The following is a 25,467-nucleotide window of genomic DNA, read 5'->3' as shown; positions in this document are numbered from 1 at the left end:
AGCGAGGAGTCCATCATGTCCCAGCAACGTTCCCTCCCGACGGTCGCCCTGCGCCATTGGCGCGCGCCCCTCACCGCCTTCGCCGCGGCGTGCCTGCTGGCCGCCTGCGGCGGTGGCGGCGTCAGCTCGCCGCCGACCAGCAGCAACGACAACAACAACCCGAGCACGAGCGGCACGTCCGGGACGAGCGGCACCAGCGGCTCGTCGACCGGCACCAAGGGTGTCATCAGCACGGTCGGCCAGACGGCCACCGACCTCGGCAGCACGGTCGGCAACATCAGCCTGCCGGGCCTCGGCGACGGCGTGCCGAAGGGTATCGGCAGCACGCTGTCCAGCACCGGCACGATCGTCGGTGCGGCAGCCGATGCGGTGAGCAACGGGCTGGGACAGATCGGTTCGACCAAGGACCCGGTCGGCACCACGGTGGCCGGTCTCGGCAACGTCGTCGGTGCGACCAGCAACACGGTGTCCGGCCTGAGCTCGACGGTCAAGGCGCTGGGCACGGGCCCGCTGGCGCCGCTCGCGCCGGTCACGACGCCGGTCGGCACCGTGCTCGACACGGTCGCCAACGGCCTGACGGCCGCCGGCACGACGATCGGCTCGACGCTGTCGTCGGGCGCCGTGCAGCAGGTCACGCAACCGATCAGCTCGGCGATCACGCCGCTCGTGATCACCGCCGGCCAAGTCACGCAGCAGGTCGGCACGACGACCGGCCTCGGCCAACCCGTCTCGGGCCTGCTCGGCCAGATCGGCGGCGCGATCAGCTCGGCCGGCAAGCAGGTCGGCGGCACGTCGAGCCAGCCGCTCGTCGGCGACGTCGGCCAGCTCGTGACGGCAGTCGGCAACACCGTGACCAACGCGGGCGGCCTCGTCAATCCGAACGGCCCGAATGGCGCGGCGCCGATCCCCGGCCTGATCACGAGCCTCGTCGGCGGCTCGACGGCAACCGTCCAGAACGGCTCGTCGTCAGGTTCCGGTTCGACGAACCCGCTCGGCGGCTTGTTGTCGGGTCTGGGCTCGACGCCGCTCGGCTCGCTCACGGGCGCGCTCGGCGGCGCAGCAGGCGGCTCGGGCAGCGGCCCGCTCGCGCCGGTGACCGGCCTGGTCTCCACGGTGACCGGCGCACTGGGCGGCGCAGCAGGCGGCAGCAGCGGCCCGCTCGCACCCGTCACGAATCTCGTGTCGACGGTCACGGGCACGCTCGGCGGCGCCACGGGCGGCGCAGGCAGTGCAAACCCTCTCGCGCCCGTCACCGGTTTGCTGAATACTGTCACCGGAGCAGTTGGCGGTGCGGCAGGGTCCGGGGGGGCGAGCCCGCTCGCGCCGGTCACGTCGCTGGTCGGCAGCGTGTCGGGTACGGCATCGTCGAGCAGCGGTTCGACGGGCCTGCTGGCACCGGTCACGGGGTTGCTGGGTACGCTGGGTAGCGTTGGCAAGTAAGGAGGACGGTCGCGTCATCGCAGCCGGAGCGAATGGCGCGGCCGTACAAACACAACCGGCATTGCGGCACGCGGCGCGCGACACCCCGGTGTCGCGCGCCGGCATTACAAAGAAGACGAAAAGCAAGGCCTACGAGGAAGAACAATGAAATCCAGACTCGACAGATGGATGATGCTGCTCGCCATCGCGGCAGCAGGTACGGCACAGGCACAAACGCGCGTCGGCGGTAACCCGCTCGACTCCCTTCCCCAGATCAACGCGCCGAAGACGGGCCCGAACGTCACCGTGCAGGTCGCGCCGCAGGCGCCGCAATTGCAGGAGCTGCTGTCGCGGCACCTGACGCCGAAGACGTTCCAGGTCGAAGGCGTGAAGTCGATACCGTTCGAAGAAATCACGCGCCGCTTCACACCGCTCGTCGGCAAGGACATCACGATCGGCGAACTGATCGAAACCGCCAACGGCGTGACGACGCTGTACCAGGAACGCGGCTACGCGCTGTCGTTCGCGTTCGTCCCCGCGCAAACGTTCGAGAACGGCGTCGTGCGCATCACGGTGGTCGAAGGCTATGTGTCGGACGTCAAGGTCACCGGCAAGCCCGGCGCGATGGAACCGAAGATTCGCGCGATTGCCGCGCACATCACGGCCGATCGCCCGCTGCGCCGCGCGACGTTCGAGCGTTACGTGAACACGTTCGGCCTGCTGCCCGGCCTCACGGTGAAGGCGAATGTCCCGCCGCCGCAGACCACCGACGGCGCGACGACGCTCGAGCTCGCGGTCGATCGCAAGCCGTTCAACGTCAGCACGGGTATCGACTTCAACCACCCCGGCGTGCAGGGCCTCATCACCGCGACCGAAAACGGCCTGACGCGGTTCGGCGAGCAGTTGAGCATCTCGGCGCTCGCGCCGCCGGGACGCGACAAGCAAACCTATTTCGCGTTCAGCGGCGCGGTGCCCGTCGGCAGCAGCGGCCTGATCACGCGCCTCGACGCCAGCACGTATCGCGGCAAGCCGACCGACAACCCGGGGTTGCCGTCGTACGTCGAGCGGACGGTCAAGAACGAAAAACTCGGTCTTTCGGCTTCCTATCCGATACTGTTGAACAATCAGCGCAGCCTGCTCGGCACCGTGTCGGGCTATGCGTCGCACAACGAGGACCGCTACCAGAACCAGATCAACGGTGCGAGTCTCGATACGCGCTCGCAGGTCCGCGTGCTGCAGATGCAGCTCGACTACACGAGCGTCCAGCCGAAACAGGTACAGAAGCTGAGCGTTAACGTCGCGAAAGGCTTCAACATCCTCGGCGCATCGAAAGCGCAGGACATCACCGTCGGCACGACCACGACCTCGGTGGACAGCCCGATCTCGCTGACCTTCGTGCGCACCGGCGCGACCTTCACGCAGACGAACGAATGGCCGTTCCGGATCGGCACGTCGGTCTCGCTGACCGGGCAATACAGTCCCGACTCGCTGCCGACGTCCGAACAGATCTCGTTCGGCTCGACCCGTTACGCGCTCGGCTACCAGCCGGGCGAGACATCGGGCGACTCGGGCTGGGGGATGTCGCTGGAGGTCAACCGCGGCTTCACGCCGGGCTGGACGTATCTGAAATCGATCACGCCGTACATCGCATACGACATGGCGCGCGTGTATCTGCACTCGGGCACGCCGTCGCCGAACCGCATGTCGTCGGTCGGCATCGGCGTGCGGCTCACGGACAGCCGTTACTACAGTCTCGACCTGAACGTCGCCAAACCGGTGGGCGACGCACCGGTCGAAAGCGCATCGCGCAGCCCTCGGATCAATGCGGCGTTCTCCTATCAGCTCAACTGATCGGTCACCCAAGTCACGAAACAGCCCGCGTCACGCGGGCTGTTTCGATTAGAGTCCCCTCTATCAAACGTGGCGCGCGGTTTCACGTATTCTGGCGAAGCTCGCAACATGCCCGCCCCATGCAGACGGTCGTGCGGGCGAATCGAACAGACATGCAAAACAAGGAGGATGACAATGATTCAACTGACCCGCCCGTTGCGTGCAATCGCCATTGCCGGCGCCCTGCTCGCGTGCGCAGCCCCCACGTTCGCGCAAGCCGATAGCCCCATCGGCATGTGGCAGACGATCGACGACAACACCCATCAACCGAAGGCACTCGTACAGATCGCCGAAGATGGCGACGGCTCGCTGACGGGCAAGGTCGTCAAGGGCCTCGGCGCGAACGATACGCCCGATCGCCGCTGCACCGCGTGCACGGACGAGCGCAAGGATCAGCTCATCAAGGGCATGACGATCATCAAGGCGATGAAGAAGGACGGCGACCACTGGGACGGCGGCAACATTCTCGACCCGGAGAACGGCAAGGTCTACAAGTGCAAGATGACGCTCGAAGACGGCGGCCAGAAGCTCGTGGTGCGCGGCTACATCGGCGTGTCGCTGCTCGGTCGTTCGCAGACCTGGGTTCGCCAGCAATAACGCCGTACGCGCCGAAACGCGCGGCTCAATGAAGAAATCGGCCTGCGACGACGTCGCCAGGCCGATTTCTTTTGGTGCGCGCACAACGAAACGCGACGGCATCACGCCGCGTGCTTCATCGCATCCGCTGCATAGCTACCCGGTGCACGATACGCGGGCGCTGCGTTGCTACGCGCCTCCGCCGCCTTCGATTGCGTGTGCTTGCGCATCCGCGCGGACAGTTCATTGCACAGATTCGTGCCGGCGTCGCCATAAAGCTCACGCATCACGTTCATCAGCGTACCCGTTTCGTGCCACACCTTGAAGCGGCGATGGCATGTTTGATACGACGGGTAACGGCGCGGCATGGCCGACCATGTTGCGCCACTGTAGATCACCCAGAGCACGCCGTTCAGCACGGCCCGCGTATTGGCTAACGGCCGGCCGCGCAACTCGGTGCGCGGTTGCATTTCGGGCAGAAGCGGCGCGACGCAGCGCCATTCGTGGTCGGTCAAATCGCGATACGGGGTCATGGACATCTCCAGCCTTAATAACCATGACACCACAATATCGGCTCACCTCAACGATGAATATAAGACAAATCCGAAAATACCCGGAGATCGGCAGAATTTAACCGAAATTGACGTTTAAATCCCGCCAATTACCAAGCTCACCATCCGCTCAGGTCAACGACGTATCGACGATGCGGCGCGGTGTTTCGAGATACTCCTTCGACTGCATCTCGACGATGCGCGAGACCGTACGCGCGAATTCGTTGGCCATCGGGCCTTCGACGTACAACTCCTCGGCCGGCACCGCAGCGGACATCAGCAGCTTGACCTTGTGGTCGTACAGCACGTCGATGAGCCACGTGAAGCGGCGCGCTTCGGATGCCATCCGCGGCGACATCTGCGGCACCTCGGACAGCACGATCGCATGGAAGCGGCTCGCCAGTTCCAGGTAGTCGTTCTGCGAACGCGGGCCGCCGCACAGCGTCGCGAAATCGAACCACACGACGCCGTCCGCCTTGCGCAGCGCCTTCAATTCGCGTTTCTCGATATGCAGGATCGGGCTCTCGTCGGGCACCGCCGCGAGCTTGCCGAATGCATGGCGCAGTTCGCGATCGGCCTCCGCGCCGAGCGGCGTGTGATACATCTTCACCTGCGCGAGCGTGCGCTGGCGATAGTCGACCCCCGCATCGACGTTGAGCACGTCGAGCTTTTCCTTGATCAGCGCGATCGCCGGCAGCATGCGGTCGCGATGCAGACCGTCCGGATACAGATCGTCGGGATCGTAATTCGACGTCATCACGAACTGCACGCCGTTGTTGAACAGGCGATCGAGCAGGCGGTACAGGATCATCGCGTCGGCGATGTCCGACACGTGAAACTCGTCGAAACAGATCAGCCGGTAACGCTTCGCGATGCGTCGCGCGAGTTCGTCGAGCGGATCGGCCTGCCCTTTCAGCTCCTCGAGCTCGCGGTGCACTTCGCGCATGAATTCGTGGAAATGCAGGCGCGTCTTGCGCTGCACGGGTACGACTGCGTAGAAGCTGTCCATCAGGAAGCTCTTGCCGCGACCGACACCGCCCCACATGTAGACGCCGCGCGGAAGATCCGGATGATTGATGAGCTTCTTGAAAGCGTTCGAGCGGCGCGCCTTGTATTCGACCCATTCGTCGAAACAGCGCTGCAGGCGATCGACGGCCGCGCGCTGCGCGGGATCGGACTGATAGCCGCGCGTGGTCAGTTCGCGCGTGTAGTATTCGGTGACGTTCATCGGGCAAACCGGAAAGAACGAAGGCGAGCGGGAAACCCCGCCCGCCTTCGTCATGAGACGGCTGCGCCGGCCGACGGCCGGCAGGCGCTACCCCGTGCTCAGCTGTTCAGCGAGCGCTTGTCGACGGCGAGCGCCGCTTCGCGCATCACTTCCGACATCGACGGGTGCGGATGGCAGATGCGGGCGATGTCTTCCGACGCCGCCTTGAATTCCATCGCCACCACGGCTTCCGCGATCAGGTCCGACGCGTTCGCGGCGATCACGTGCACGCCGAGCAGTTCGTCGGTCTTCGCATCCGCGATCATCTTCACGAAACCGTCCGGCGCGTTCATGCCGAGTGCGCGACCGTTGATCGAGAACGGGAACTTGCCCGTCTTGATCTCGCGGCCTTCCGCCTTCAGCTGCTGCTCCGTCTTGCCGACCCATGCGATTTCCGGGTACGTGTAGATCACCCACGGAATGCAGTTGTAGTCGATGTGCGGCTTCTGGCCGTCGATCACTTCCGCGACCAGCACGCCTTCGTCTTCCGCCTTGTGCGCGAGCATCGGGCCGCGCACCACGTCGCCGATCGCGTACACGTTCGGCACCGCCGTGCGGCAATGGTCGTCCACGTCGATGAAGCCACGCTCGTTCGCCTTCAGGCCGATCGCCTCGAGGCCGAGGTTGTCGGTGTTCGGCACGCGGCCGACCGACACGATCAGGCGGTCGGCGTCGAGCGTCTGCGCGTTGCCGTCCTTGTCCGTGTAGGCGATCGACACGCCGTTCGCGGTCGTCTTCACTTCACCGATCTTCACGCCGAGATGGATGTCGAGGCCTTGCTTCTTGAACAGCTTGGCCGCTTCCTTCGCGAGCGCTTCGTCGGCTGCGCCGAGGAATGCCGGCAGCGCTTCGAGCACCGTCACGTCGGCGCCGAGGCGACGCCACACCGAGCCGAGCTCGAGGCCGATCACGCCTGCGCCGATCACGGCGAGCTTCTTCGGCACCGAGTCGAACGTCAGCGCACCTTCGTTGTCCGACACGATCTTGTTGTCGACCGGAATGTTCGGCAGGTGACGCGCCTTCGAACCCGTCGCGATGATCACGTTCTTCGCGGTGACGACTTCGGTTTCACCCTCGCCGCTCACTTCGATCTGCACGCCGGCGTCGGTCTTGCCGGTGAACTTGCCATGGCCCTTCAGCCAGGTGATCTTGTTCTTCTTGAACAGGAACTCGATCCCGCTCGTCATCTTCTCGACGATCGCGTCCTTGCGGCCGAGCATCTTCGCGACGTCGATCTTCACGCCGTCGACGGTGATGCCGTGGTCGGCCAGGTGATGCGACGTGTTCTCGAACTCTTCCGACGACGCGAGCAGCGCCTTCGACGGGATGCAGCCGACGTTCAGGCAGGTGCCGCCGAGCTTCAGCGCGCCGGCCGGGTTCTTCCACTTCTCGATACAGGCAACGGTCTTGCCGAGCTGCGCGGCGCGAATCGCGGCGATGTAGCCGCCGGGGCCGGCGCCGATCACGACGACGTCAAATTCCTTGGACATGACAATCCTTTCTACTTGTACGCCCGCAGGTTCGCGTGTGAGCGCGACCCTGCGGAACGGGTCGATGCAGTGAGACTCGGCTTACAGGTCGAGCAGCAGGCGTGCCGGATCTTCCAGCGCATCCTTCATCGCGACGAGCGACAGCACGGCTTCGCGGCCGTCGATGATGCGGTGGTCGTACGACAGCGCGAGGTAGTTGATCGGGCGGATCACGATCTGGCCGTTCTCGACGACCGGGCGCTCCTTCGTCGCGTGCACGCCGAGGATGGCCGACTGCGGCGGGTTGATGATCGGGGTCGACAGCATCGAGCCGAACACGCCGCCGTTCGAGATCGAGAACGTACCGCCCGTCATTTCCTCGATCGACAGCTTGCCGTCCTTCGCCTTCTGGCCGAATTCGGCGATCTTCTTCTCGATCTCGGCGAGGCTCAGTTGATCCGCGTTGCGCAGGATCGGCACGACCAGGCCGCGCGGCGAACCGACCGCGATACCGATGTCGAAGTAGCCGTGATAGACGATGTCGTTACCGTCGATCGACGCGTTCACGAGCGGGAATTTCTTCAGCGCATGGACGGCGGCCTTCACGAAGAACGACATGAAGCCGAGCTTCACGCCATGTTCCTTCTCGAACTTGTCCTTGTACTTGTTGCGCAGTTCCATGACCGGAGCCATGTTCACTTCGTTGAACGTCGTCAGGATCGCGTTGGTCTGCTGCGATTCGAGCAGACGCTCGGCGATACGCGCACGCAGACGCGACATCGGCACGCGCTGTTCCGGACGATCGTTCAGCCACGTCGCGGCCGACGCCGGCACCTTCACTTCCGGCAGCGACGGCTTCGCAGCGGCGGTCTTCGCCGGTGCGGCGGCCGGAGCGGCCTTCGGTGCGCTGCCTGCAGCCAGCGCGTCGCCCTTCGTGACGCGGCCGTCGCGGCCCGAACCTGCGACGTCGCCCGTCGACAGGCCCTTCTCGGCCAGCAGCTTCGCTGCGGCCGGCGATGCGGCGGCCGAGCTCGATGCGGTTGCGGCGGCCGGCTGAGCGGCCGGTGCGGCGGCAGCCGGCGCGGCGGCCGGCTTGACTTCGGCGGCGCCTGCCGCTGCTTCGGCAGCACCTGCCTTCGCTTCGGTGTCGATCGTCGCGATGATCTGGTCGGCCACGACCGTGTCGCCGTCGTTCTGCAGCACTTGCGCGAGCACGCCCGCTGCCGGTGCCGGTACTTCGAGGACGACCTTGTCGGTCTCGAGTTCGATCAGGATTTCATCCTGCGCGACTGCTTCGCCCGGCTTCTTCTTCCACTGCAGCATGGTGGCTTCCGACACCGACTCCGACAGCTGGGGGACTTTGACTTCTACGATAGCCATGTGATTTTCCTGGATGCTTAATCTGGGGTGTGACGAGGTTCGTGCGATTCCTTCGGCCGGAGCGGCGCGCTACGCGCCCGGCGGGCCAAAAGGGACGGGAAAGCGCCGCGCGCCTTCCCGTTTCGCTTGACGTCGGTTATTTCGCGATCGATGCGCTCTTCAGGCGGCCAAATGCCCCTTCGATCAGGGCCTTCTGCTGCTCGTAGTGCTTCGCGTAGTAGCCAACCGCCGGCGAGGCCGAAGCCGGACGGCCGCTGTATGCCAGCTTCTGCCCTTCCTTCATGCCTTCCTTCAGATGGTGCTCGACGTAGAACCAGGGGCCCTGGTTCTGCGGCTCGTCCTGCACCCAGACCACTTCAGTCGCGTTCTCGTACTTCTTCATTTCGGCTTCGAACTGCTTGTGCGCGAACGGATACAGCTGCTCGATCCGGATGATCGCGACGTCGTTCGCCTTCGCTTCGCGGCGATGTGCAACGAGGTCGTAATACACGCGGCCCGAGCATACCAGCACGCGCTTGACCTTCTTCGCGTCGATGCCGCCGTCGGTTTCGCCCAGCACCGGCTGGAACGACCCCTTCGCCAGTTCGGACAGGTCCGACACGGCTTCCTTGTGACGCAGCAGCGACTTCGGCGTGGCGACGATCAGCGGCTTGCGGAACAGGCGGATCATCTGGCGACGCAGCAGGTGGAAGATCTGCGCCGGCGTCGTCGGCTGAACGACCTGCATGTTGTGGTCAGCGCACAGTTGCAGGAAACGCTCGATACGCGTCGACGAGTGTTCCGGACCCTGGCCTTCGTAGCCGTGCGGCAGCAGCATCGTGAGACCCGACACGCGGCCCCACTTCACTTCGCCCGACGAGATGAACTGGTCGATCACGACCTGCGCGCCGTTGACGAAGTCGCCGAACTGCGCTTCCCACAGCACGAGCGTGTTCGGCTCGGCGGTCGAGTAACCGTACTCGAAGCCCAGCACCGCTTCTTCCGACAGCACCGAGTCGATCACCGTGAACTTCGCCTGACCTTCGGCGATGTTCTGCAGCGGCACGTACGTGCCGTCGTTCCAGCGCTCGCGGTTCTGGTCGTGCAGCACCGCGTGACGGTGCGTGAACGTGCCGCGGCCCGAGTCCTGGCCCGTCAGGCGCACCGAGTAGCCCGATGCGACGAGCGACGCGAATGCGAGGTGTTCGCCCATGCCCCAGTCGAGCGGCTGGTCGCCGCGCGCCATGTTGCGGCGGTCGTTGATCACGCGCTCGACGAGCGGGTGGACCTTGAAGTTTTCCGGGACGGTCGTGATGCGTTCGCCCAGGCGCTTCAGTTCGGCGAGCGGCACGGCCGTGTCGGCTGCGTCCGTCCACTTGCGGTTCAGGAACGGAACCCAGTCGACCGCGTACTTGCTCTTGTAGTTCGACAGGACCGGATCGACGGTGTGGTGGCCGTCGTCCATCGCCTTGCGGTACGCCTTCACGTAGTTGTCGGCGTCTTCGGCGGTGATCACGCCCTGCTGCACGAGCTTCTCGGCGTACAGCGCACGGGTGCCCGGGTGCTGCGCGATCTTCTTGTACATCAGCGGCTGCGTGACCGCCGGCGTGTCCTGCTCGTTGTGACCCAGCTTGCGGAAGCAGACGATGTCGATCACGACATCCTTGTGGAACTGCATCCGGTAGTCGATCGCGATCTGGATCGCGAGCACGACGGCTTCCGGATCGTCGCCGTTCACGTGCAGCACCGGCGCTTCGATCATCTTGACGACGTCGGTACAGTACAGCGTCGAACGCGCATCGCGCGGGTCGGACGTCGTGAAGCCGATCTGGTTGTTGATGACGATGTGCAGCGTGCCGTGCGTGCCGTAACCGCGCGTCTGCGCGAGGTTCAGCGTTTCCATCACGACGCCCTGGCCAGCGAAGGCCGCGTCACCGTGGATCTGCACCGGCAGCACTTGCAGGCCGTCTTCATCGCCGCGACGGTCCATCCGCGCCTTCGCGGAACCTTCGACCACCGGGTTCACGATTTCGAGGTGCGACGGGTTGAACGCGAGCGACAGGTGGACCGGGCCGCCTTCCGTCGACACGTCCGACGAGAAGCCCTTGTGGTACTTGACGTCACCGGCCGGCAGGTCGTCGACGTGCTTGCCTTCGAATTCGGCGAACAGGTCGGCCGGCATCTTGCCCAGCGTGTTGACCAGCACGTTCAGACGGCCGCGGTGAGCCATGCCGATGATGATTTCCTGCACGCCGCTCTTGCCCGCGTGCTGGACGACTTCGTCCATCGCCGCGATGAAGCTCTCGCCGCCTTCGAGCGAGAAGCGCTTCTGGCCGACGTACTTGGTGTGCAGGTAGCGCTCGAGGCCTTCGGCGGCCGTCAGGCGATTCAGGATGTGCTTCTTCTTGTCGATCGAGAACGACGGCGTCGCGCGGGTCGACTCCAGGCGCTCCTGCCACCAGCGCTTCTGTTCCGGATCACTGATGTACATGTACTCGGCGCCGATCGTGCCGCAGTACGTGTCGCGCAGACCCTTGACGATATCGCGCAGCGAAGCCTGGTCGAAGCCGAAGTACAGGTTGCTTGCGCTGTAGGTCTGGTCGAGGTCGCCTTCGGAGAAGTCGTAGAACGCGGGTTCGAGCTCGGGAATGGCCGGGCGTTCGCGGCGCTTCAGCGGATCGAGATTGGCCCATTGCGAGCCGAGGAAGCGGTAGGCGCTGATCAGCGACTGGACGTGCACCTGCTTGCGTGCGGTCGCGAGATTGCTGGTGCTTTCGCGCGGGATGAAGGCATTGGCCTTAGCACGCTCGGCGAACGATTCGACGATCGGGAAATGCGCAACGTCATTGGCGTTGGAGCCGTCCGTTGCAGGCACGTTCTGCAGCGCGTCGAAATACTCTCGCCAGTTCTCCGGCACCGACGCCGGATTGTTGAGGTATGCATCGTACAGTTCTTCAACGTACGAAGCATTGCCGCCGAACAGATAGGAGTTCAGCTGAAACTGCTTCATTACATCTGACATTTTACGCTCACCTTTCTTCGAGCTTCTCGAGAAATAGCGGGTTACTCAACCTTCCGCGACACGGCCTGACCGTTTAGCGGATTGCGAATCAAGTCTTGCTTGGAAGGACCTAAAACTTGCGTGCGCGCAGCATATCACAGAACCGATACCGGAGTTCACGGCGAAATGTGCCTGAAAGCACCGCGCGGCGGGGTTTTGCCGGATTGCCGCGACCTGCGGGAACAGTGTTTTGCAGGCAATCCGGTTGCCCGACGCGCGGATGCAAAAAAGGCTGCCCAAAGGCAGCCTTTTTCGTCGTGTCGGGAACGGCCGATGCTCAGTCGACCGCGCCTTCGCGGCTCGCGCGGCGACGCTCGTGTTCCTTCAGGAAGCGCTTGCGCAGGCGGATCGACTGCGGCGTCACTTCGACGAGCTCGTCGTCGTCGATGAATTCGACCGCGTATTCCAGCGACATCTGGACCGGCGGCACGAGACGCACGGCTTCGTCGGTACCCGACGCACGCACGTTGGTCAGCTGCTTGCCCTTGATCGGGTTCACGACGAGGTCGTTGTCGCGGCTGTGGATGCCGATGATCATGCCCTCATACAGCGCGTCGCCCGGCTTCACGAACATACGGCCGCGATCCTGCAGCTTCCACAGGGCGTAGGCCACGGCCGCGCCGTCGTCCTGCGAGATCAGCACGCCGTTGCGACGTTCGAAGACCGAACCGTCCTTGACCGGCGCATACGAGTCGAAGATGTGGCTCATCAGGCCCGTGCCGCGCGTGAGCGTCAGGAATTCGCTCTGGAAGCCGATCAGGCCACGCGCCGAGATCTTGTATTCCAGACGCGTGCGGCCGCGGCCGTCCGATGCCATGTCGAGCATTTCGCCCTTGCGGCGGCCGAGCTCTTCCATCACGCCGCCCTGGTGTTCGTCCTCGACGTCGACCGTCAGCAGCTCGTACGGCTCGTGACGCACGCCGTCGATTTCCTGCATCACGACGCGCGGACGCGACACGGCCAGCTCGTAGCCTTCGCGGCGCATGTTCTCGACGAGAATCGTCAGGTGCAGCTCGCCGCGACCCGACACTTCGAACACCGTTTCGTCGCCGGTATCCTTCACGCGCAGCGCGACGTTGTGGTTCAGCTCCTTCATCAGGCGGTCGCGGATCTGGCGGCTCGTCACGAACTTGCCTTCGCGGCCGGCGAGCGGCGACGAGTTGACGAGGAAGTTCATCGTCAGCGTCGGTTCGTCGACGGTGATCATCGGCAGCGCTTCCGGCGTGTCGACCGCGCAGATCGTCGCGCCGATGCCGACGTCTTCAATACCGTTGATCAGCACGATGTCGCCCGCTTCGGCCGACTCGACCTGCACGCGCTCCAGGCCCTTGAAAGACAGCACCTGGTTGATCTTGCGGTTCAGCACGTCGCCTTCCGGGCCGAAGCGCATCACGACCGGCTGGCCCGGCTTGATGCGACCGCGCGTGATGCGGCCGACGCCGATCCGGCCGACGTACGTCGAATAGTCGAGCGACGTGATCTGGAGCTGCAACGGCGCTTCCGGATCGGCCGGGCGAACCGGCACGTGCTCGAGGATCGCCTCGAACAGCGGACGCATGTCGCCTTCGCGAGCCGCCGGGTCGAGCGACGCGTAGCCGTTCAGGCCCGACGCGTAGACGATCGGAAAGTCGAGCTGCTCCTCGGTCGCGCCGAGCTTGTCGAACAGGTCGAAGGTCTGGTTGATCACCCAGTCGATCCGCGCGCCCGGGCGGTCGATCTTGTTGACGACGACGATCGGCTTCAGGCCGAGCGCGAGCGCCTTCTTCGTGACGAAGCGCGTCTGCGGCATCGGGCCCTCGACCGCGTCGACGAGCAGCAGCACCGAGTCGACCATCGACAGCACGCGCTCGACTTCGCCGCCGAAGTCCGCGTGCCCCGGGGTGTCGACGATGTTGACGTGCGTGCCTTCGTATTCGACCGCGCAGTTCTTCGCGAGAATCGTGATCCCGCGTTCCTTTTCGATGTCGTTCGAGTCCATCACACGCTCGGCGACTTGCTGGTTGTCGCGGAAGGTGCCGGACTGGCGAAGCAGTTGGTCGACGAGCGTCGTCTTGCCGTGGTCGACGTGAGCGATGATGGCGATATTGCGAAGGGCGCGGGTCATAGAAACCTGGAAATCGTTTGAACGCGCAAACGCGCGCGCTCGTTTTCACGGGCGCGCGCTGTTGCAGCTTGGAAAGCTACAAATTATAGCACGTGCGCGTGTCGACAGCTGACCCGCACGGTGCAACGCAACAAAACGGGCGCCACCGCCACCCTTCCGAACCGGTCGACCGCCCGGCGCGCCGCCATCGAACGACCGAAAAAACCTTATCCCGACAAGGGACTCTCGCCGGACAAAGCGCGCGTTTTGCCGTTCGATTAACATTTGCCGCGGCAAGCAATTGTGCCTATACTGCTGCCTAGTCAACTATTGCAGCTTCAGGGTTTTATGTCGGATTCTCCTACCCCACCGCCCGTTTCGCCGCTGTCTTCTTACCAGATGAACGACAGCGTCGGTTATCTGATGTCGCGCGTGAAGTCCGTGATGACCAACCTCGTCACGCAACGCACGCAGGAAGAGCTCGGCATCACGGGCACGCAGGCGAGCATGTTGTTCATGATCGCGGTCGGCAAGTGCTCGACGGCCGCCGAACTCGCGCGCGAATACGGGATCGACGCAAGCGCGGTCACGCGCCTGCTCGACCGGGTCGAGAAACGCGGCCTGCTGTCGCGCGTGCGCAGCGTCGAGGACAGGCGCGTCGTGCGGCTCGAGCTCACCGACGAAGGCCGTGCGCTCGCCGAACGGCTGCCGCCGATTTTCCGCAGCGTGCTCGACCAGGTGCTGGACGGGTTTACGCCGGAAGAAGTCGGGTTCCTGAAGAGCATGCTGCGCCGCATTCTCAGCAACTATTGCGAGACGGCCGGCGGTAGCATCACGTAATAGTTGCCATAACAATTACTTTTGACAGATTAATGTAAGGAAATCCTTGCAGTGTCCATCATTCATTCCGAGTCAGGGGTTAGCGCGATGAAAACCTCCCCGTTGTCCGTGCGCGCCGGGTCGTGCCGCGCCGCCGTCGCCGCCGCGGTCGCCGCGCTGGCGCTGGCGGGCTGCGCGAATTACATCGGCATCAAGAGCGACAAGCAGATCGCCCCCGCGTCGCAATTCGAATCCACCCAGAGCCTGCCGGCCCAGGGCGGCCAGTGGCCGGCGCTCGACTGGGCCAGCCAGTTCGGCGATCCGCAACTGCCGAAGCTGATCGACGAAGCACTGCAGGGCAACCCGTCGATCGCGCAGGCGCAGGCGCGCATCGCGAAGGCCTCGTCGTACATCGAATCGTCGCGCTCGAACCTGATGCCGAAGGCCGAAGCCAGCTATTCGTGGACACGCGAGCTGTATTCAGCGAACGGGCTGTTCCCGCCCCCGTACGGCGGCCAGTGGTACAGCGAGAACAACGCGCTCGCGAGCGCGTCGTGGGAACTCGATCTGTGGGGCAAGAACCGCGAACGCCTGCACACGGCCGTATCGCAGGAAAAAGCGGCCGAAGCCGACATGCAGCAGGCGCGCATCACACTCGCGTCGTCGGTCGCGCGCACCTACAACTCGCTCGCGCAGCTCTACGCACTGCGCGACATCGCGCAACGCGAGATCACCAACCGCGAGACGGTCGGCAAGATCACCGACGGCCGCGTATCCGCCGGCCTCGACACCAACGTCGAACGCCAGACGGCGCGCGGCAACATCGCGACGACCCAGGCTTCGCTGTCGGACCTCGACGGCCAGATCACGACGGTGCGCTACCAGCTTGCCGCGCTGCTCGGCAAGGGTCCGGATCGCGGGCTGCAGATCGCGGCGCCCGTGATGAACCCGAGCGGCAACGTCACGCTGCCCGGCAACCTGCCGGCCGATCTCGTCTCGCGCCGCCCCGACATCGTCGCCGCGCGCTGGCAGGTCGAAGCCGCGATGCACGACGTGAAGGAAGCGAAGGCCGAGTTCTACCCCGACGTGAACCTCGCGGCCGGCTTCGGCTTCGATGCGTTCGGCTGGGGCAAATTCCTGAACTTCGCGAGCCGCCAGGCGCAGTTCGGCCCGGCGATCCACCTGCCGATCTTCGATGCCGGCGCGCTGCGCGCGCAGCTCAAGGGCCGCTACGCGGACTTCGACCTGTCGGTCGCGAACTACAACCAGACGCTGATCAGCGCGCTGAACGACGTCGCGACGCAGGTCGCGTCGATCCGTGCGATCGATCGCCAGATGGGCGACGCGCAGCGCGCGCTGGACGCGTCGACGCGCGCGTACGATCTCGCGGTCATCCGCTACAAGGCCGGCCTGTCGCCGCAACTGCAGGTGCTGACGGCGGACAGCAACCGCCTCGCAGCGGAACAGACGGTGACCAACCTGAAGATGCGTCGCCGCGACATGCAGCTCGCCCTGATCAAGGCGCTCGGCGGCGGGTTCGACGCGACCGGCACGCCGCTCGCCGCGCCCGATGCCGCCACGCCGACCAAACAGGCCGCCAACTGAGCCGGCGCCACCACTACGCAGACACTCGAAATAACGGACGGAGAAAATCGCCATGAGCGACCAACAAAACGCCGCCAGCGCGCAGCCGCAGAACAACGGCAAGCGCAAACGAATGATGACGCTGCTCGTCGCGGTCATCGTGATCGCGGCCATCGCATACGGCCTGTACTACTTCCTCGTCGCGCGCTTCCATGAAGACACCGACGATGCCTACGTGAACGGCAACGTCGTGCAGATCACGCCGCAGGTCACCGGCACCGTGATCGCCGTGAAGGCGGACGACACGCAGACGGTCAAGGCCGGCGACCCGCTGGTCGTGCTCGACCCGGCCGATTCGCAGGTCGCGCTGCAGCAGGCGGAAGCCAACCTCGCGCAGACGGTACGCCAGGTGCGCGGCCTGTTCGTCAACGACGACCAGTACCGCGCGCAAGTCGCGCTGCGCCAGTCCGACCTGTCGAAGGCCCAGGACGACCTGCGTCGCCGCCTGGCCGTCGCGCAAACGGGCGCCGTGTCGCAGGAAGAAATCTCGCACGCCCGCGACGCGGTGAAGGCCGCGCAGGCATCGGTCGACGCCGCGCAGCAGCAGCTCGCATCGAATCGCGCATTGACCGCGAACACGACGATCGCATCGCATCCGAACGTGATGGCCGCCGCCGCGAAGGTGCGCGACGCATACCTCGCGAACGCACGTAACGTGCTGCCGGCGCCGGTCACCGGCTACGTCGCGAAGCGCTCGGTGCAGGTCGGCCAGCGCGTGTCGCCCGGCAACCCGCTGATGTCGGTGGTGCCGCTGAATGCCGTGTGGGTCGACGCGAACTTCAAGGAAGTCCAGTTGAAGCACATGCGCATCGGCCAGCCGGTCGAAATGACGGCCGACATCTACGGTTCGTCGGTCACGTACCACGGCAAGGTCGTCGGTTTCTCGGCCGGCACGGGCTCGGCGTTCTCGCTGCTGCCGGCGCAAAACGCGACCGGCAACTGGATCAAGGTCGTGCAGCGCCTGCCGGTGCGGATCGAACTCGATCCGAAGGATCTCGACAAGCATCCGCTGCGCATCGGCCTGTCGATGCAGGTCGACGTGGACATCAAGGACGAACGCGGCGACCAGCTCGTCAACGCGCCGAACACCGTCTACGAGACCAACGTGTTCGCGAAATACGGCGACGAAGCCGACGCCGAAATCGCGCGCATCATCGCCGAGAACGCAGGCGGCAACGCGTCGGCGCCGGTCGCGGCGAAGCAGAACAGCGCCGCGAAAATGATGTAACCGTTCCGACTCCGGAAAGACAACCGACATGGCACAGGCTCCTGTCTCCCACCCGCCCTTGCAGGGCGGGCAACTCGTGCTCGGCACGATCGCGGTGTCGCTCGCGGTGTTCATGAACGTGCTCGACACGTCCATCGCGAACGTCGCGATCCCGACCATCTCGGGCGACCTCGGCGTGTCGTCCGACCAGGGCACGTGGGTCATCACGTCGTTCGCGGTCGCGAACGCAATCTCGGTGCCGCTGACCGGCTGGCTGACCGACCGTTTCGGGCAGGTTCGCCTGTTCCTCGCGTCGATCATCCTGTTCGTGATCTCGTCGTGGATGTGCGGGCTGTCACCGAACCTGCCGTTCCTGCTCGGCTCGCGCGTGCTCCAGGGCGCGGTCGCCGGCCCGATGATTCCGCTGTCGCAAGCGCTCCTGCTGTCGAGTTATCCGCGCGCGAAGGCGCCGATGGCGCTCGCGCTATGGGCGATGACGACGCTGATCGCGCCCGTCGCGGGTCCGATTCTCGGTGGCTGGATCTCCGACAACTATTCGTGGCCGTGGATCTTCTACGTCAACATCCCGGTCGGCATCGCCGCCGCCGCCGCGACGTGGGCGATCTACCGTAATCGGGAGTCGGCCGTGCGCCGCGCGCCGATCGACGGCGTGGGCCTCGCGCTGCTGGTCGTCTGGGTCGGCTCGCTGCAGATCATGCTCGACAAGGGCAAGGATCTCGATTGGTTCGCGTCGACGACCATCGTCGTGCTCGCGCTGACCGCTGTCATCGCGTTCGCGTTCTTCGTGATCTGGGAGCTGACCGCCGAGCACCCGGTCGTCGACCTGTCGCTGTTCCGCATACGGAACTTCACCGGCGGCACGGTCGCGCTGTCGATCGGGTACGGCCTGTACTTCGGCAATCTCGTGCTGTTACCGCTGTGGCTGCAGACGCAAATCGGCTACACCGCGACCGACGCCGGCCTCGTGATGGCGCCGGTCGGGTTGTTCGCCATCCTGTTGTCGCCCCTCACCGGGAAGTATCTGCCACGCACCGATCCGCGCTTCATCTCGACGGCGTCGTTCCTGACGTTTGCGCTGTGCTTCTGGATGCGTTCGCGATATACGACGGGCGTCGACGAATGGTCGCTGACGCTGCCGACGCTCGTGCAGGGCATCGCGATGGCGGGCTTCTTCATCCCGCTCGTGTCGATCACGTTGTCCGGCCTGCCCGGCCACCGCATTCCCGCGGCGTCCGGCCTGTCGAACTTCGTGCGGATCATGTGCGGCGGCATCGGCACGTCGATCTTCCAGACCGCATGGGACCACCGCAACAACTTCCATCACGCGCAACTGGTCGAGCAGGCGAACCCGTACAACCCGACGTTCAACCAGGCCGTCACGCAGATGGGCAATCTCGGGCTGTCGCAGAACCAGGCACACGGACTGATCAACAACATGGCCACGCAACAGGCCGCGCAGCTCGGCGTGAACGACCTGTTCTACATCTCGGCGGTCATCTTCGTGCTGCTGATCGCACTGATCTGGATCACCAAGCCCGAACGCGCGGGCGGTGGCGATGCCGGTGCGGCGGCGTCGGCGGCGCACTGAGCGCTACCGGCACGCCGCATCCCTGCGCGGTCACGCCAAACAAAAAGCCCGGTCGAAATCGACCGGGCTTTTTCATGCCGCTGCATGCACTTGCGTGCACGACTACATCATTGCGCCGTCACGACCAGCCGTTCCGGGGCGAGCACGCCATTCGCCTTGCGCGCCACGCCGAGCAACCGCGTCGCGTCATACACACGCACGCGCTCGCCATCGGCCGCGTCGATCGGCTCCAGCGCCGACAGCGGCAGGCGCTGACCATGCAGGAACCGCTTCGCGGACGCGTCGTCGAGCCGAATGGCCGGGAACGTCGACAGCAACGCATCGACCGGCTGCAGCCATGCATCGCGCGCCGCTTCGGCAGCGTCCGACAGCGCATCGAGCGTCACCGCATGCTCGAGCGTCAGCGCGCCGACGCCCGTGCGACGCAGCATCGTCAGATGCGCGCCGCAACCCAGCGCCTCGCCGATATCCTCCGCCAGCGTGCGCACATACGTGCCCTTGCTGCAGGTCACGCGAAACGTCACGTCGGGCAGCTCGCAGGCGAGCAGATCGAGCGCATGAATCGTCACGTTGCGGCCTTCCCGCTCGACGGTCTGGCCGGCCCGCGCATATTCGTACAGCGGCTTGCCGTCGCGCTTGAGCGCCGAATACATCGGCGGCACCTGCACGATGTCGCCGGTGAAGCGCACGAGCGCGGCTTCCACCGCCGCACGATCGCATTCGACCGGCCGCGTGTCGATCACGTCGCCTTCCGCGTCACCGGTAGCCGTGCGCTGGCCGAGACGCATCGTCGCTTCATACGTCTTGTCGGCGTCGAGCAAGTCCTGCGAGAACTTCGTCGCCTCGCCGAAGCACAGCGGCAACAGGCCAGAAGCCAGCGGATCGAGCGTGCCGGTGTGACCGGCTTTCTTCGCGAGAAGCAGGCGCTTTGCGCGAATCAACGCATCGTTGCTCGACAGGCCGACCGGCTTGTCGAGCAGGAGAACGCCGTCCAGCACGCGCCGGGGCACGCGCGGACGTTGGGGTGCTGCATTCGTCATAGGCCGGTCGAGCTCAATCGTCCTTGGCAGGCGCGTCGGCCTCGTCGTCGTCCTTCGCGCGCGTCGAATTTGCTTCCTTGATCAGGCGCGACATTTCGACGGCCTTCTCGATCGTCTGGTCGTAGTGGAAATGCAGCGTCGGCACCGTATGAATGTGCAGGCGCTTGAACAGCAGGTTGTGCAGGTGGCCCGACGCATGGTTCAGCGCCTCCTGCGTCTTGTCCGGATCGCCGGTGAGCGCCGTGAAGTAGACCTTCGCGTGCGCATAGTCCGGCGTGAGTTCCACGCTCTGGATCGTTACGATGCCGATGCGCGGATCCTTGACCTCGCGCATGATGAGTTCGGACAGATCGCGCTGAATCTGGTCGGCGATCTGAACGTTGCGATTGGGGGAAGTACGTTTCCTGGACATGATCGATCCGTGATCCGTTTATCAGGATGAAGCGGCGGCCATGTTCGGCACGCCACCATGAAAATGGGCGGGACAGGCCCAAGCCTGCCCCGCCCATGAGCCGATTACGCGACGATTACAGCGTCCGCGCGACTTCGGTCACTTCGAAGACTTCGAACTGGTCGCCTTCGATGATGTCGTTGAAGTTCTTCACCGACATACCGCACTCGAAGCCTTGCTTCACTTCCTTCACGTCGTCCTTGAAACGCTTCAGCGATTCGAGTTCGCCCGTGAAGATCACGACGTTGTTGCGCAGCACGCGCACCGACGACGAGCGCTTGACGATACCGTCCGTGACCATACAGCCTGCGACCGTGCCGACCTTCGGTACCTTGAAGACCTGGCGCACCTCGACCATGCCGGTGATGACTTCGCGCTTCTCCGGCGCCAGCATGCCCGACATCGCCGCCTTCACCTCATCCACTGCGTCGTAGATGATGTTGTAGTAGCGGATATCGATGCCGTTCGCTTCGGCCAGCTTGCGTGCCTGAGCATCCGCACGCGTGTTGAAGCCGATGATGACCGCCTTCGATGCCGTCGCGAGGTTGACGTCGTTTTCGCTGATGCCACCGACCGCGCTGTGCACGATCTGCACGCGCACTTCGTCGGTCGACAGCTTGAGCAGCGACTGCACGAGCGCTTCCTGCGAACCCTGCACGTCTGCCTTGATGATGAGCGGCAGGTTCTGCACTTCGCCTTCGCCCATCTGCTCGAGCATGCTTTCCAGCTTCGCGGCCTGCTGCTTCGCGAGCTTCACGTCGCGGAACTTGCCTTGACGGAACAGCGCGATTTCGCGCGCCTTGCGCTCGTCCGGCAGCACGATCACTTCCTCGCCCGCACCCGGCACTTCCGACAGACCCTGGATTTCGACCGGGATCGACGGACCGGCTTCCTTCGTCGGCTTGCCGTTCTCGTCGAGCATCGCACGGACGCGGCCGTAAGCCGTACCGGCCAGCACGATGTCGCCGCGGTTCAGCGTACCGGACTGCACCAGGATCGTCGCGACCGGGCCTTTACCCTTGTCGAGCTTCGCTTCGATCACGATGCCCTTGGCCGGCGCCTCGACCGGTGCCTTCAGTTCCAGCACTTCGGCCTGCAGCAGCACGTTCTCGAGCAGATCGTCGATCCCTGCGCCCGTCTTCGCCGACACCGGCACGAACGGCGAATCGCCACCGTATTCTTCCGGCACGACGCCTTCCGCGACCAGCTCCTGCTTGACGCGATCCGGGTTCGCTTCCGGCTTGTCGATCTTGTTGATCGCGACGACGATCGGCACGCCACCCGCCTTCGCGTGGGCGATCGCTTCCTTCGTCTGCGGCATCACGCCGTCGTCGGCCGCCACCACCAGCACCACGATGTCGGTCGCCTTCGCGCCGCGTGCACGCATTGCCGTGAACGCTTCGTGACCCGGCGTATCGAGGAACGTGATGACGCCACGCGGCGTGTCGACGTGATAAGCGCCGATGTGCTGCGTGATGCCGCCCGCTTCGCCCGCGGCAACCTTCGCGCGGCGGATGTGGTCGAGCAGCGAGGTTTTGCCGTGGTCGACGTGACCCATCACCGTGACGACCGGCGGACGCGGCAGTTGCTCCGCATCGGTACCGGTTTCGCCTTCGACGAGCAGCGCTTCCGGATCGTCCAGCTTCGCGGCGACCGCGCGGTGGCCCAGTTCCTCGACGATGATCATCGCCGTTTCCTGGTCCAGCACCTGGTTGATCGTGACCATCTGGCCCATCTTCATCATCACCTTGATGACTTCGGAGGCCTTGATCGACATCTTGTGCGCGAGATCGGCAACCGACACGGTTTCCGGCACGTGCACTTCACGGACGATCGGTTCGGTCGGCGCCTGGAACGACGATGCGCTGTCCTGGTGACGGCCGCGACCCTTCGGGCCGCCGCGCCAGCCGCGGTCGACGCCGCCGCTCGAGTCGCCGCGCGTCTTGATGCCGCGACGCTTCGACGCGTCGTCCTGCCAGCCGCCCTTGCCTGCGCCCGGCTTCTTGTTGCGGTCGCCCGCGCCTGCCGGCGCTTGCGTCGTGGCCGGTGCCGCGGCGCCGGCCGGCTTCTTCACGGCCGGACGCGCCTGCGCACCTTCCGGCTTCGCCGGCTTGTGCAGCGTGCCCTTCGCTTCGGCCGGCTTCGCCGGTTCCGCCGGCTTCGGCGGCTCGACTGCCTTGACCACGGCCTTGCGCGGCGTGTTCATCATTTCGCGGATCGCACGCGCTTCGGCTTCCGCCGCCGCGCGACGCTTGCTGATCTCTTCCTGCTCGGCGCGCGCCTTGTCGGCCGCCTCGCGGGCAGCGTCCTCGGCCCTCTTCGCCGCTTCGCGCTGCGCCGCACGTTCGGCGGCTGCGCGTGCCTCGTCCTGCGCGGACTGCGTCGGCGCGGTTTCCTGCTCGGCGGCGGCCTGCTGGGCTGCCGCCTGCTGCGCTGCGGCGGCTTCCGCCGCGGCACGCTTCGCCGCGGCTTCTTCCTCGGCGCGACGACGCTCGGCCTCGGCCGCTTCCTCGCGGGCGCGACGCTCGGCTTCCTCGCGTTCGAGGCGTTCCTGACGCTCGCGCAGCTCCTGCGCCTGCTTCTCGAGCAGCTCGGCCTCGCGGCGCGCTTCTTCCTCGCGACGCTTCAGTTCCGCATCGTCGTCCGCTTCGGCGACCTGCGCCTGACCCTGTTCCGCACCTTCGCTCACGTCGTCGCGCTTGACGAACGTACGCTTCTTGCGAACCTCGACCTGAATGGTGCGAGCCTTGCCCGTCGCGTCAGATTGCTTGATCTCCGACGTATGCTTGCGGGTCAGCGTGATCTTGCGCTTGTCGCCGTCGGTTGCGCCGTGTGACTTGCGCAAATGATCGAGCAGACGCGCCTTGTCCGCTTCGGACAGCGCATCGTCTTCACTCGCTTTCTGGACGCCCGCTGCCTGCAGCTGTTCGAGCAGCACACCAGCAGGCATTTTCAGTTCCGCGGCAAATTGGGCTACGTTGTTACTCGCCATTCATTCCTCTTAGTGCAAGGACCGATTCCTTGCGGTTAGCATCGGGTCAGGCCATACGGCCGCCATCAAATCAGTGCGCCATGGTCATTTCTCACTGGAACCAGTGTTCACGTGCTTTCATGATCAACGCCTTAGCGGCATCCTCTTCCATCCCGGTCATGTCGACCAGTTCATCTACAGCCAGCTCGGCGAGATCGTCGCGCGTCTGCACGGCGTGTTCGGCCAGCTTCGCGAGCAGCTCCGGCGTGATGCCGTCGAGGCTCTTGAGATCCAGCGCTGCGTTCTCGACCTTTTCTTCGTTCGCGATGGCCATCGTCAACAGCGCGTCGCGTGCGCGGTTGCGCAGTTCGTGCACGGTGTCCTCGTCGAACGCTTCGATTTCGAGCATTTCGTTGAGCGGCACGTACGCGATCTCTTCGAGGCTCGTGAAGCCTTCGTCGATCAGGATGTCGGCAACTTCTTCGTCGACGTCGAGGCGCGCCATGAACAGTGCACGCAGCCGGTCGCGCTCTTCACCCTGCTTCAGGGCGGATTCGTCCGGCGTCATGATGTTGATCTGCCAGCCGGTCAGTTCGCCGGCAAGACGAACGTTCTGACCGCTGCGGCCGATCGCGACAGCCAGTTCGTTCTCGTCAACGACGACGTCCATCGAATGCTTTTCTTCATCGACGACGATCGACTGGACGGCTGCCGGCGCGAGCGCGCCGATCACGAACTGGGCGGGATCCTCCGACCATAGCACGATGTCGATGTTTTCGCCACCGAGCTCGTTGCGCACGGCCTGCACGCGCGAACCGCGGATGCCGACGCAGGTGCCGATCGGATCGATCCGCTTGTCGTATGCGATGACGCCGATCTTCGCGCGCACGCCCGGGTCGCGGGCAGCCGCCTTGATCTCGAGCAGGCCCTGTTCGATTTCCGGCACTTCCATCTCGAACAGCTTCATCAGGAATTCGGGCGCCGTACGCGACAGCTCGATCTGCGGGCCGCGCGCGGTGCGGTCGACCTTCGCGATGTACGCACGCACGCGGTCGCCCACGCGCAGGTTTTCCTTCGGGATCAGCTGATCGCGACGCAGCAGCGCCTCGACGCGGCCCGATTCGACGATGAAGTTGCCCTTGTCGAGGCGCTTCACCGTACCCGTCATGATCTTTTCGCCACGCTCGAGGTAGTCGTTCAGGATCTGCTCGCGCTCCGCGTCGCGCACCTTCTGCAGGATCACCTGCTTCGCGGCCTGCGCGCCGATGCGACCGAACTCGATCGACGGAACGGGTTCCTCGACATACTCGCCGACTTCGACGTCGGGCTTCTGCTCACGTGCTTCGAACAGCAGGATCTCGCGATCCGGCTCCTGCAAGCCTGCCTCGTCGGGCACGACGAGCCAGCGACGGAAGGTTTCGTGCTCGCCGCTTTCGCGATCGATATGGACGCGGATTTCGGCGCCTTCGTCGAACAGCTTCTTGGAAGCGGACGCGAGCGCAGCCTCGAGGGCGCCCAGCACCACATCCTTGTCGACGTTTTTCTCGCGCGCCAGCGCATCCACCAGCATCAACACTTCGCGACTCATTATTTGCGGCTCCTAAAGTCAACTTGCGGAATCAGGCGGGCTTTGTCGATATCGGCCAGCGTGAAATCCAGCATGGCTGCCTCGCCCTTCTTCCCCTCAAATTCCAAACCGATCGTTTCGCCATTCGGCGCGTGCAGAATGCCCCGGTACGTCTTGCGCCCGTCCAGCGGCTTTTTCAAGGTCACGGAAACTTCGCTGCCGGCGAAGCGCTCGAAGTCGGCCAGCTTCTTCAACGGGCGGTCGAGCCCCGGGGACGAGACTTCGAGCCGTTCGTAATCGATATTTTCGACCGTCAAGACGTGCTGGAGCTGACGCGTAACCTTTTCGCAGTCATCGAGCGAGATGCCGGCAGGCTGATCGATATAGATGCAAAGCATGCCGCGCCCGGTGCGCTCGAGTTCCACCAGCTCGTAGCCGAGCCCGGTGACCGTGGTTTCTATCAGTTCCGTCAGTTGCACAGTGT

General features: G+C 64.8%; 18 protein-coding genes. 7 read left to right on the top strand and 11 right to left on the bottom strand.

All coding sequences use genetic code 11. From position 1 onward, the window contains the following. Positions 1-15 precede the first annotated feature (15 nt). The 3 genes from KU887_RS08045 to KU887_RS08035 all read left to right on the top strand — a co-directional run bounded on the left by KU887_RS08045 (position 16) and on the right by KU887_RS08035 (position 3,906). Complete coding sequence (locus tag KU887_RS08045; protein WP_034200652.1) at positions 16-1,440, top strand: collagen-like triple helix repeat-containing protein; 1,425 nt, start codon at positions 16-18, stop codon at positions 1,438-1,440. A gap of 144 nt (positions 1,441-1,584) precedes the next feature. Then, complete coding sequence (locus KU887_RS08040) at positions 1,585-3,270, top strand: ShlB/FhaC/HecB family hemolysin secretion/activation protein (protein WP_006483487.1); 1,686 nt, start codon at positions 1,585-1,587, stop codon at positions 3,268-3,270. A 174-nt stretch (positions 3,271-3,444) separates the two neighbouring features. After that, the gene (locus tag KU887_RS08035; RefSeq protein WP_006483501.1) at positions 3,445-3,906 is read left to right on the top strand and encodes a DUF2147 domain-containing protein; all 462 of its coding nucleotides are present in this window, start codon (positions 3,445-3,447) and stop codon (positions 3,904-3,906) included. Positions 3,907-4,007: 101 nt separating this feature from the next. Here the strand turns inward: KU887_RS08035 and KU887_RS08030 are convergent, their stop codons facing one another. The 6 genes from KU887_RS08030 to typA all read right to left on the bottom strand — a co-directional run bounded on the left by KU887_RS08030 (position 4,008) and on the right by typA (position 13,696). Next, positions 4,008-4,418, bottom strand: a complete 411-nt coding sequence (locus tag KU887_RS08030) for a transposase (RefSeq protein WP_258255472.1) — start codon at positions 4,416-4,418, stop codon at positions 4,008-4,010. Between the two features lie 148 nt (positions 4,419-4,566). Then, positions 4,567-5,664, bottom strand: coding sequence for a cell division protein ZapE (zapE, locus tag KU887_RS08025; RefSeq protein ID WP_012492563.1), 1,098 nt, complete (start codon positions 5,662-5,664; stop codon positions 4,567-4,569). A gap of 98 nt (positions 5,665-5,762) precedes the next feature. Beyond that, positions 5,763-7,193, bottom strand: a complete 1,431-nt coding sequence (gene lpdA, locus KU887_RS08020) for a dihydrolipoyl dehydrogenase (protein WP_006483484.1) — start codon at positions 7,191-7,193, stop codon at positions 5,763-5,765. A gap of 81 nt (positions 7,194-7,274) precedes the next feature. Then, positions 7,275-8,552 carry a 2-oxoglutarate dehydrogenase complex dihydrolipoyllysine-residue succinyltransferase gene (odhB, locus tag KU887_RS08015; RefSeq protein ID WP_006493538.1) on the bottom strand — a complete coding sequence of 426 codons (1,278 nt, stop codon included), beginning with the start codon at positions 8,550-8,552 and terminating at the stop codon, positions 7,275-7,277. A gap of 136 nt (positions 8,553-8,688) precedes the next feature. Beyond that, positions 8,689-11,553, bottom strand: a complete 2,865-nt coding sequence (locus KU887_RS08010; protein WP_006495342.1) for a 2-oxoglutarate dehydrogenase E1 component — start codon at positions 11,551-11,553, stop codon at positions 8,689-8,691. A gap of 316 nt (positions 11,554-11,869) precedes the next feature. Further along, positions 11,870-13,696, bottom strand: a complete 1,827-nt coding sequence (gene typA / locus KU887_RS08005) for a translational GTPase TypA (protein WP_006490690.1) — start codon at positions 13,694-13,696, stop codon at positions 11,870-11,872. A 327-nt stretch (positions 13,697-14,023) separates the two neighbouring features. Here typA and KU887_RS08000 point away from each other — a divergent pair, with 327 nt between their 5' ends. The 4 genes from KU887_RS08000 (at position 14,024) to KU887_RS07985 (ending at position 18,954) form a co-directional block, all read left to right on the top strand. After that, positions 14,024-14,515: a MarR family winged helix-turn-helix transcriptional regulator gene (locus KU887_RS08000; RefSeq protein ID WP_034178626.1), complete on the top strand. Its 492-nt coding sequence runs from the start codon at positions 14,024-14,026 to the stop codon at positions 14,513-14,515. Positions 14,516-14,602: 87 nt separating this feature from the next. Further along, a complete protein-coding gene (locus KU887_RS07995) occupies positions 14,603-16,099 on the top strand; it encodes an efflux transporter outer membrane subunit (RefSeq protein ID WP_034200654.1) in 1,497 nt (498 codons plus the stop codon). Between the two features lie 52 nt (positions 16,100-16,151). Then, entirely contained in the window at positions 16,152-17,366 is a 1,215-nt protein-coding gene (locus KU887_RS07990; RefSeq protein ID WP_006490688.1) for an HlyD family secretion protein, read from the top strand. A 28-nt stretch (positions 17,367-17,394) separates the two neighbouring features. Further along, entirely contained in the window at positions 17,395-18,954 is a 1,560-nt protein-coding gene (locus KU887_RS07985) for a DHA2 family efflux MFS transporter permease subunit (protein WP_012492561.1), read from the top strand. A gap of 107 nt (positions 18,955-19,061) precedes the next feature. Here the strand turns inward: KU887_RS07985 and truB are convergent, their stop codons facing one another. The 5 genes from truB to rimP form a co-directional block, all read right to left on the bottom strand. Then, entirely contained in the window at positions 19,062-19,994 is a 933-nt protein-coding gene (gene truB, locus KU887_RS07980) for a tRNA pseudouridine(55) synthase TruB (protein ID WP_034200655.1), read from the bottom strand. A 13-nt stretch (positions 19,995-20,007) separates the two neighbouring features. Next, complete coding sequence (gene rbfA / locus KU887_RS07975) at positions 20,008-20,406, bottom strand: 30S ribosome-binding factor RbfA (RefSeq protein ID WP_006495346.1); 399 nt, start codon at positions 20,404-20,406, stop codon at positions 20,008-20,010. 115 nt (positions 20,407-20,521) lie between these two features. Beyond that, positions 20,522-23,437, bottom strand: coding sequence for a translation initiation factor IF-2 (gene infB / locus KU887_RS07970; protein WP_060210816.1), 2,916 nt, complete (start codon positions 23,435-23,437; stop codon positions 20,522-20,524). Positions 23,438-23,528: 91 nt separating this feature from the next. After that, positions 23,529-25,004 (bottom strand): transcription termination factor NusA, encoded by a 1,476-nt coding sequence (gene nusA / locus KU887_RS07965; RefSeq protein WP_006495348.1) that lies wholly within the window; start codon positions 25,002-25,004, stop codon positions 23,529-23,531. Next, positions 25,004-25,462 (bottom strand): ribosome maturation factor RimP, encoded by a 459-nt coding sequence (gene rimP, locus KU887_RS07960; protein ID WP_006490686.1) that lies wholly within the window; start codon positions 25,460-25,462, stop codon positions 25,004-25,006. The genes nusA and rimP overlap by 1 nt, the downstream gene beginning before the upstream one ends. Positions 25,463-25,467: the final 5 nt, after the last annotated feature.

Source organism: Burkholderia sp. EMB26 (assembly GCF_024730645.1).
Taxonomy (GTDB): domain Bacteria; phylum Pseudomonadota; class Gammaproteobacteria; order Burkholderiales; family Burkholderiaceae; genus Burkholderia; species Burkholderia cenocepacia.
The sequence above is the reverse complement of the archived record's forward strand: the minus strand, read 5'-3'. Positions and strand labels throughout refer to the sequence as shown.

Excerpts from the sequence above, each read along its gene's own strand:
- KU887_RS07990 (WP_006490688.1), top strand. The coding sequence starts at position 16,152 with ATGAGCGACCAACAAAACGCCGCCAGCGCGCAGCCGCAGAACAACGGC.
- rbfA (WP_006495346.1), bottom strand. The coding sequence starts at position 20,406 with ATGTCCAGGAAACGTACTTCCCCCAATCGCAACGTTCAGATCGCCGAC.
- lpdA (WP_006483484.1), bottom strand. The coding sequence starts at position 7,193 with ATGTCCAAGGAATTTGACGTCGTCGTGATCGGCGCCGGCCCCGGCGGC.
- KU887_RS08040 (WP_006483487.1), top strand. The coding sequence starts at position 1,585 with ATGAAATCCAGACTCGACAGATGGATGATGCTGCTCGCCATCGCGGCA.
- nusA (WP_006495348.1), bottom strand. The coding sequence starts at position 25,004 with ATGAGTCGCGAAGTGTTGATGCTGGTGGATGCGCTGGCGCGCGAGAAA.
- odhB (WP_006493538.1), bottom strand. The coding sequence starts at position 8,552 with ATGGCTATCGTAGAAGTCAAAGTCCCCCAGCTGTCGGAGTCGGTGTCG.
- KU887_RS08035 (WP_006483501.1), top strand. The coding sequence starts at position 3,445 with ATGATTCAACTGACCCGCCCGTTGCGTGCAATCGCCATTGCCGGCGCC.
- KU887_RS07995 (WP_034200654.1), top strand. The coding sequence starts at position 14,603 with ATGAAAACCTCCCCGTTGTCCGTGCGCGCCGGGTCGTGCCGCGCCGCC.
- KU887_RS07985 (WP_012492561.1), top strand. The coding sequence starts at position 17,395 with ATGGCACAGGCTCCTGTCTCCCACCCGCCCTTGCAGGGCGGGCAACTC.
- infB (WP_060210816.1), bottom strand. The coding sequence starts at position 23,437 with ATGGCGAGTAACAACGTAGCCCAATTTGCCGCGGAACTGAAAATGCCT.
- KU887_RS08030 (WP_258255472.1), bottom strand. The coding sequence starts at position 4,418 with ATGACCCCGTATCGCGATTTGACCGACCACGAATGGCGCTGCGTCGCG.
- KU887_RS08045 (WP_034200652.1), top strand. The coding sequence starts at position 16 with ATGTCCCAGCAACGTTCCCTCCCGACGGTCGCCCTGCGCCATTGGCGC.
- truB (WP_034200655.1), bottom strand. The coding sequence starts at position 19,994 with ATGACGAATGCAGCACCCCAACGTCCGCGCGTGCCCCGGCGCGTGCTG.
- zapE (WP_012492563.1), bottom strand. The coding sequence starts at position 5,664 with ATGAACGTCACCGAATACTACACGCGCGAACTGACCACGCGCGGCTAT.
- KU887_RS08000 (WP_034178626.1), top strand. The coding sequence starts at position 14,024 with ATGTCGGATTCTCCTACCCCACCGCCCGTTTCGCCGCTGTCTTCTTAC.
- typA (WP_006490690.1), bottom strand. The coding sequence starts at position 13,696 with ATGACCCGCGCCCTTCGCAATATCGCCATCATCGCTCACGTCGACCAC.
- KU887_RS08010 (WP_006495342.1), bottom strand. The coding sequence starts at position 11,553 with ATGTCAGATGTAATGAAGCAGTTTCAGCTGAACTCCTATCTGTTCGGC.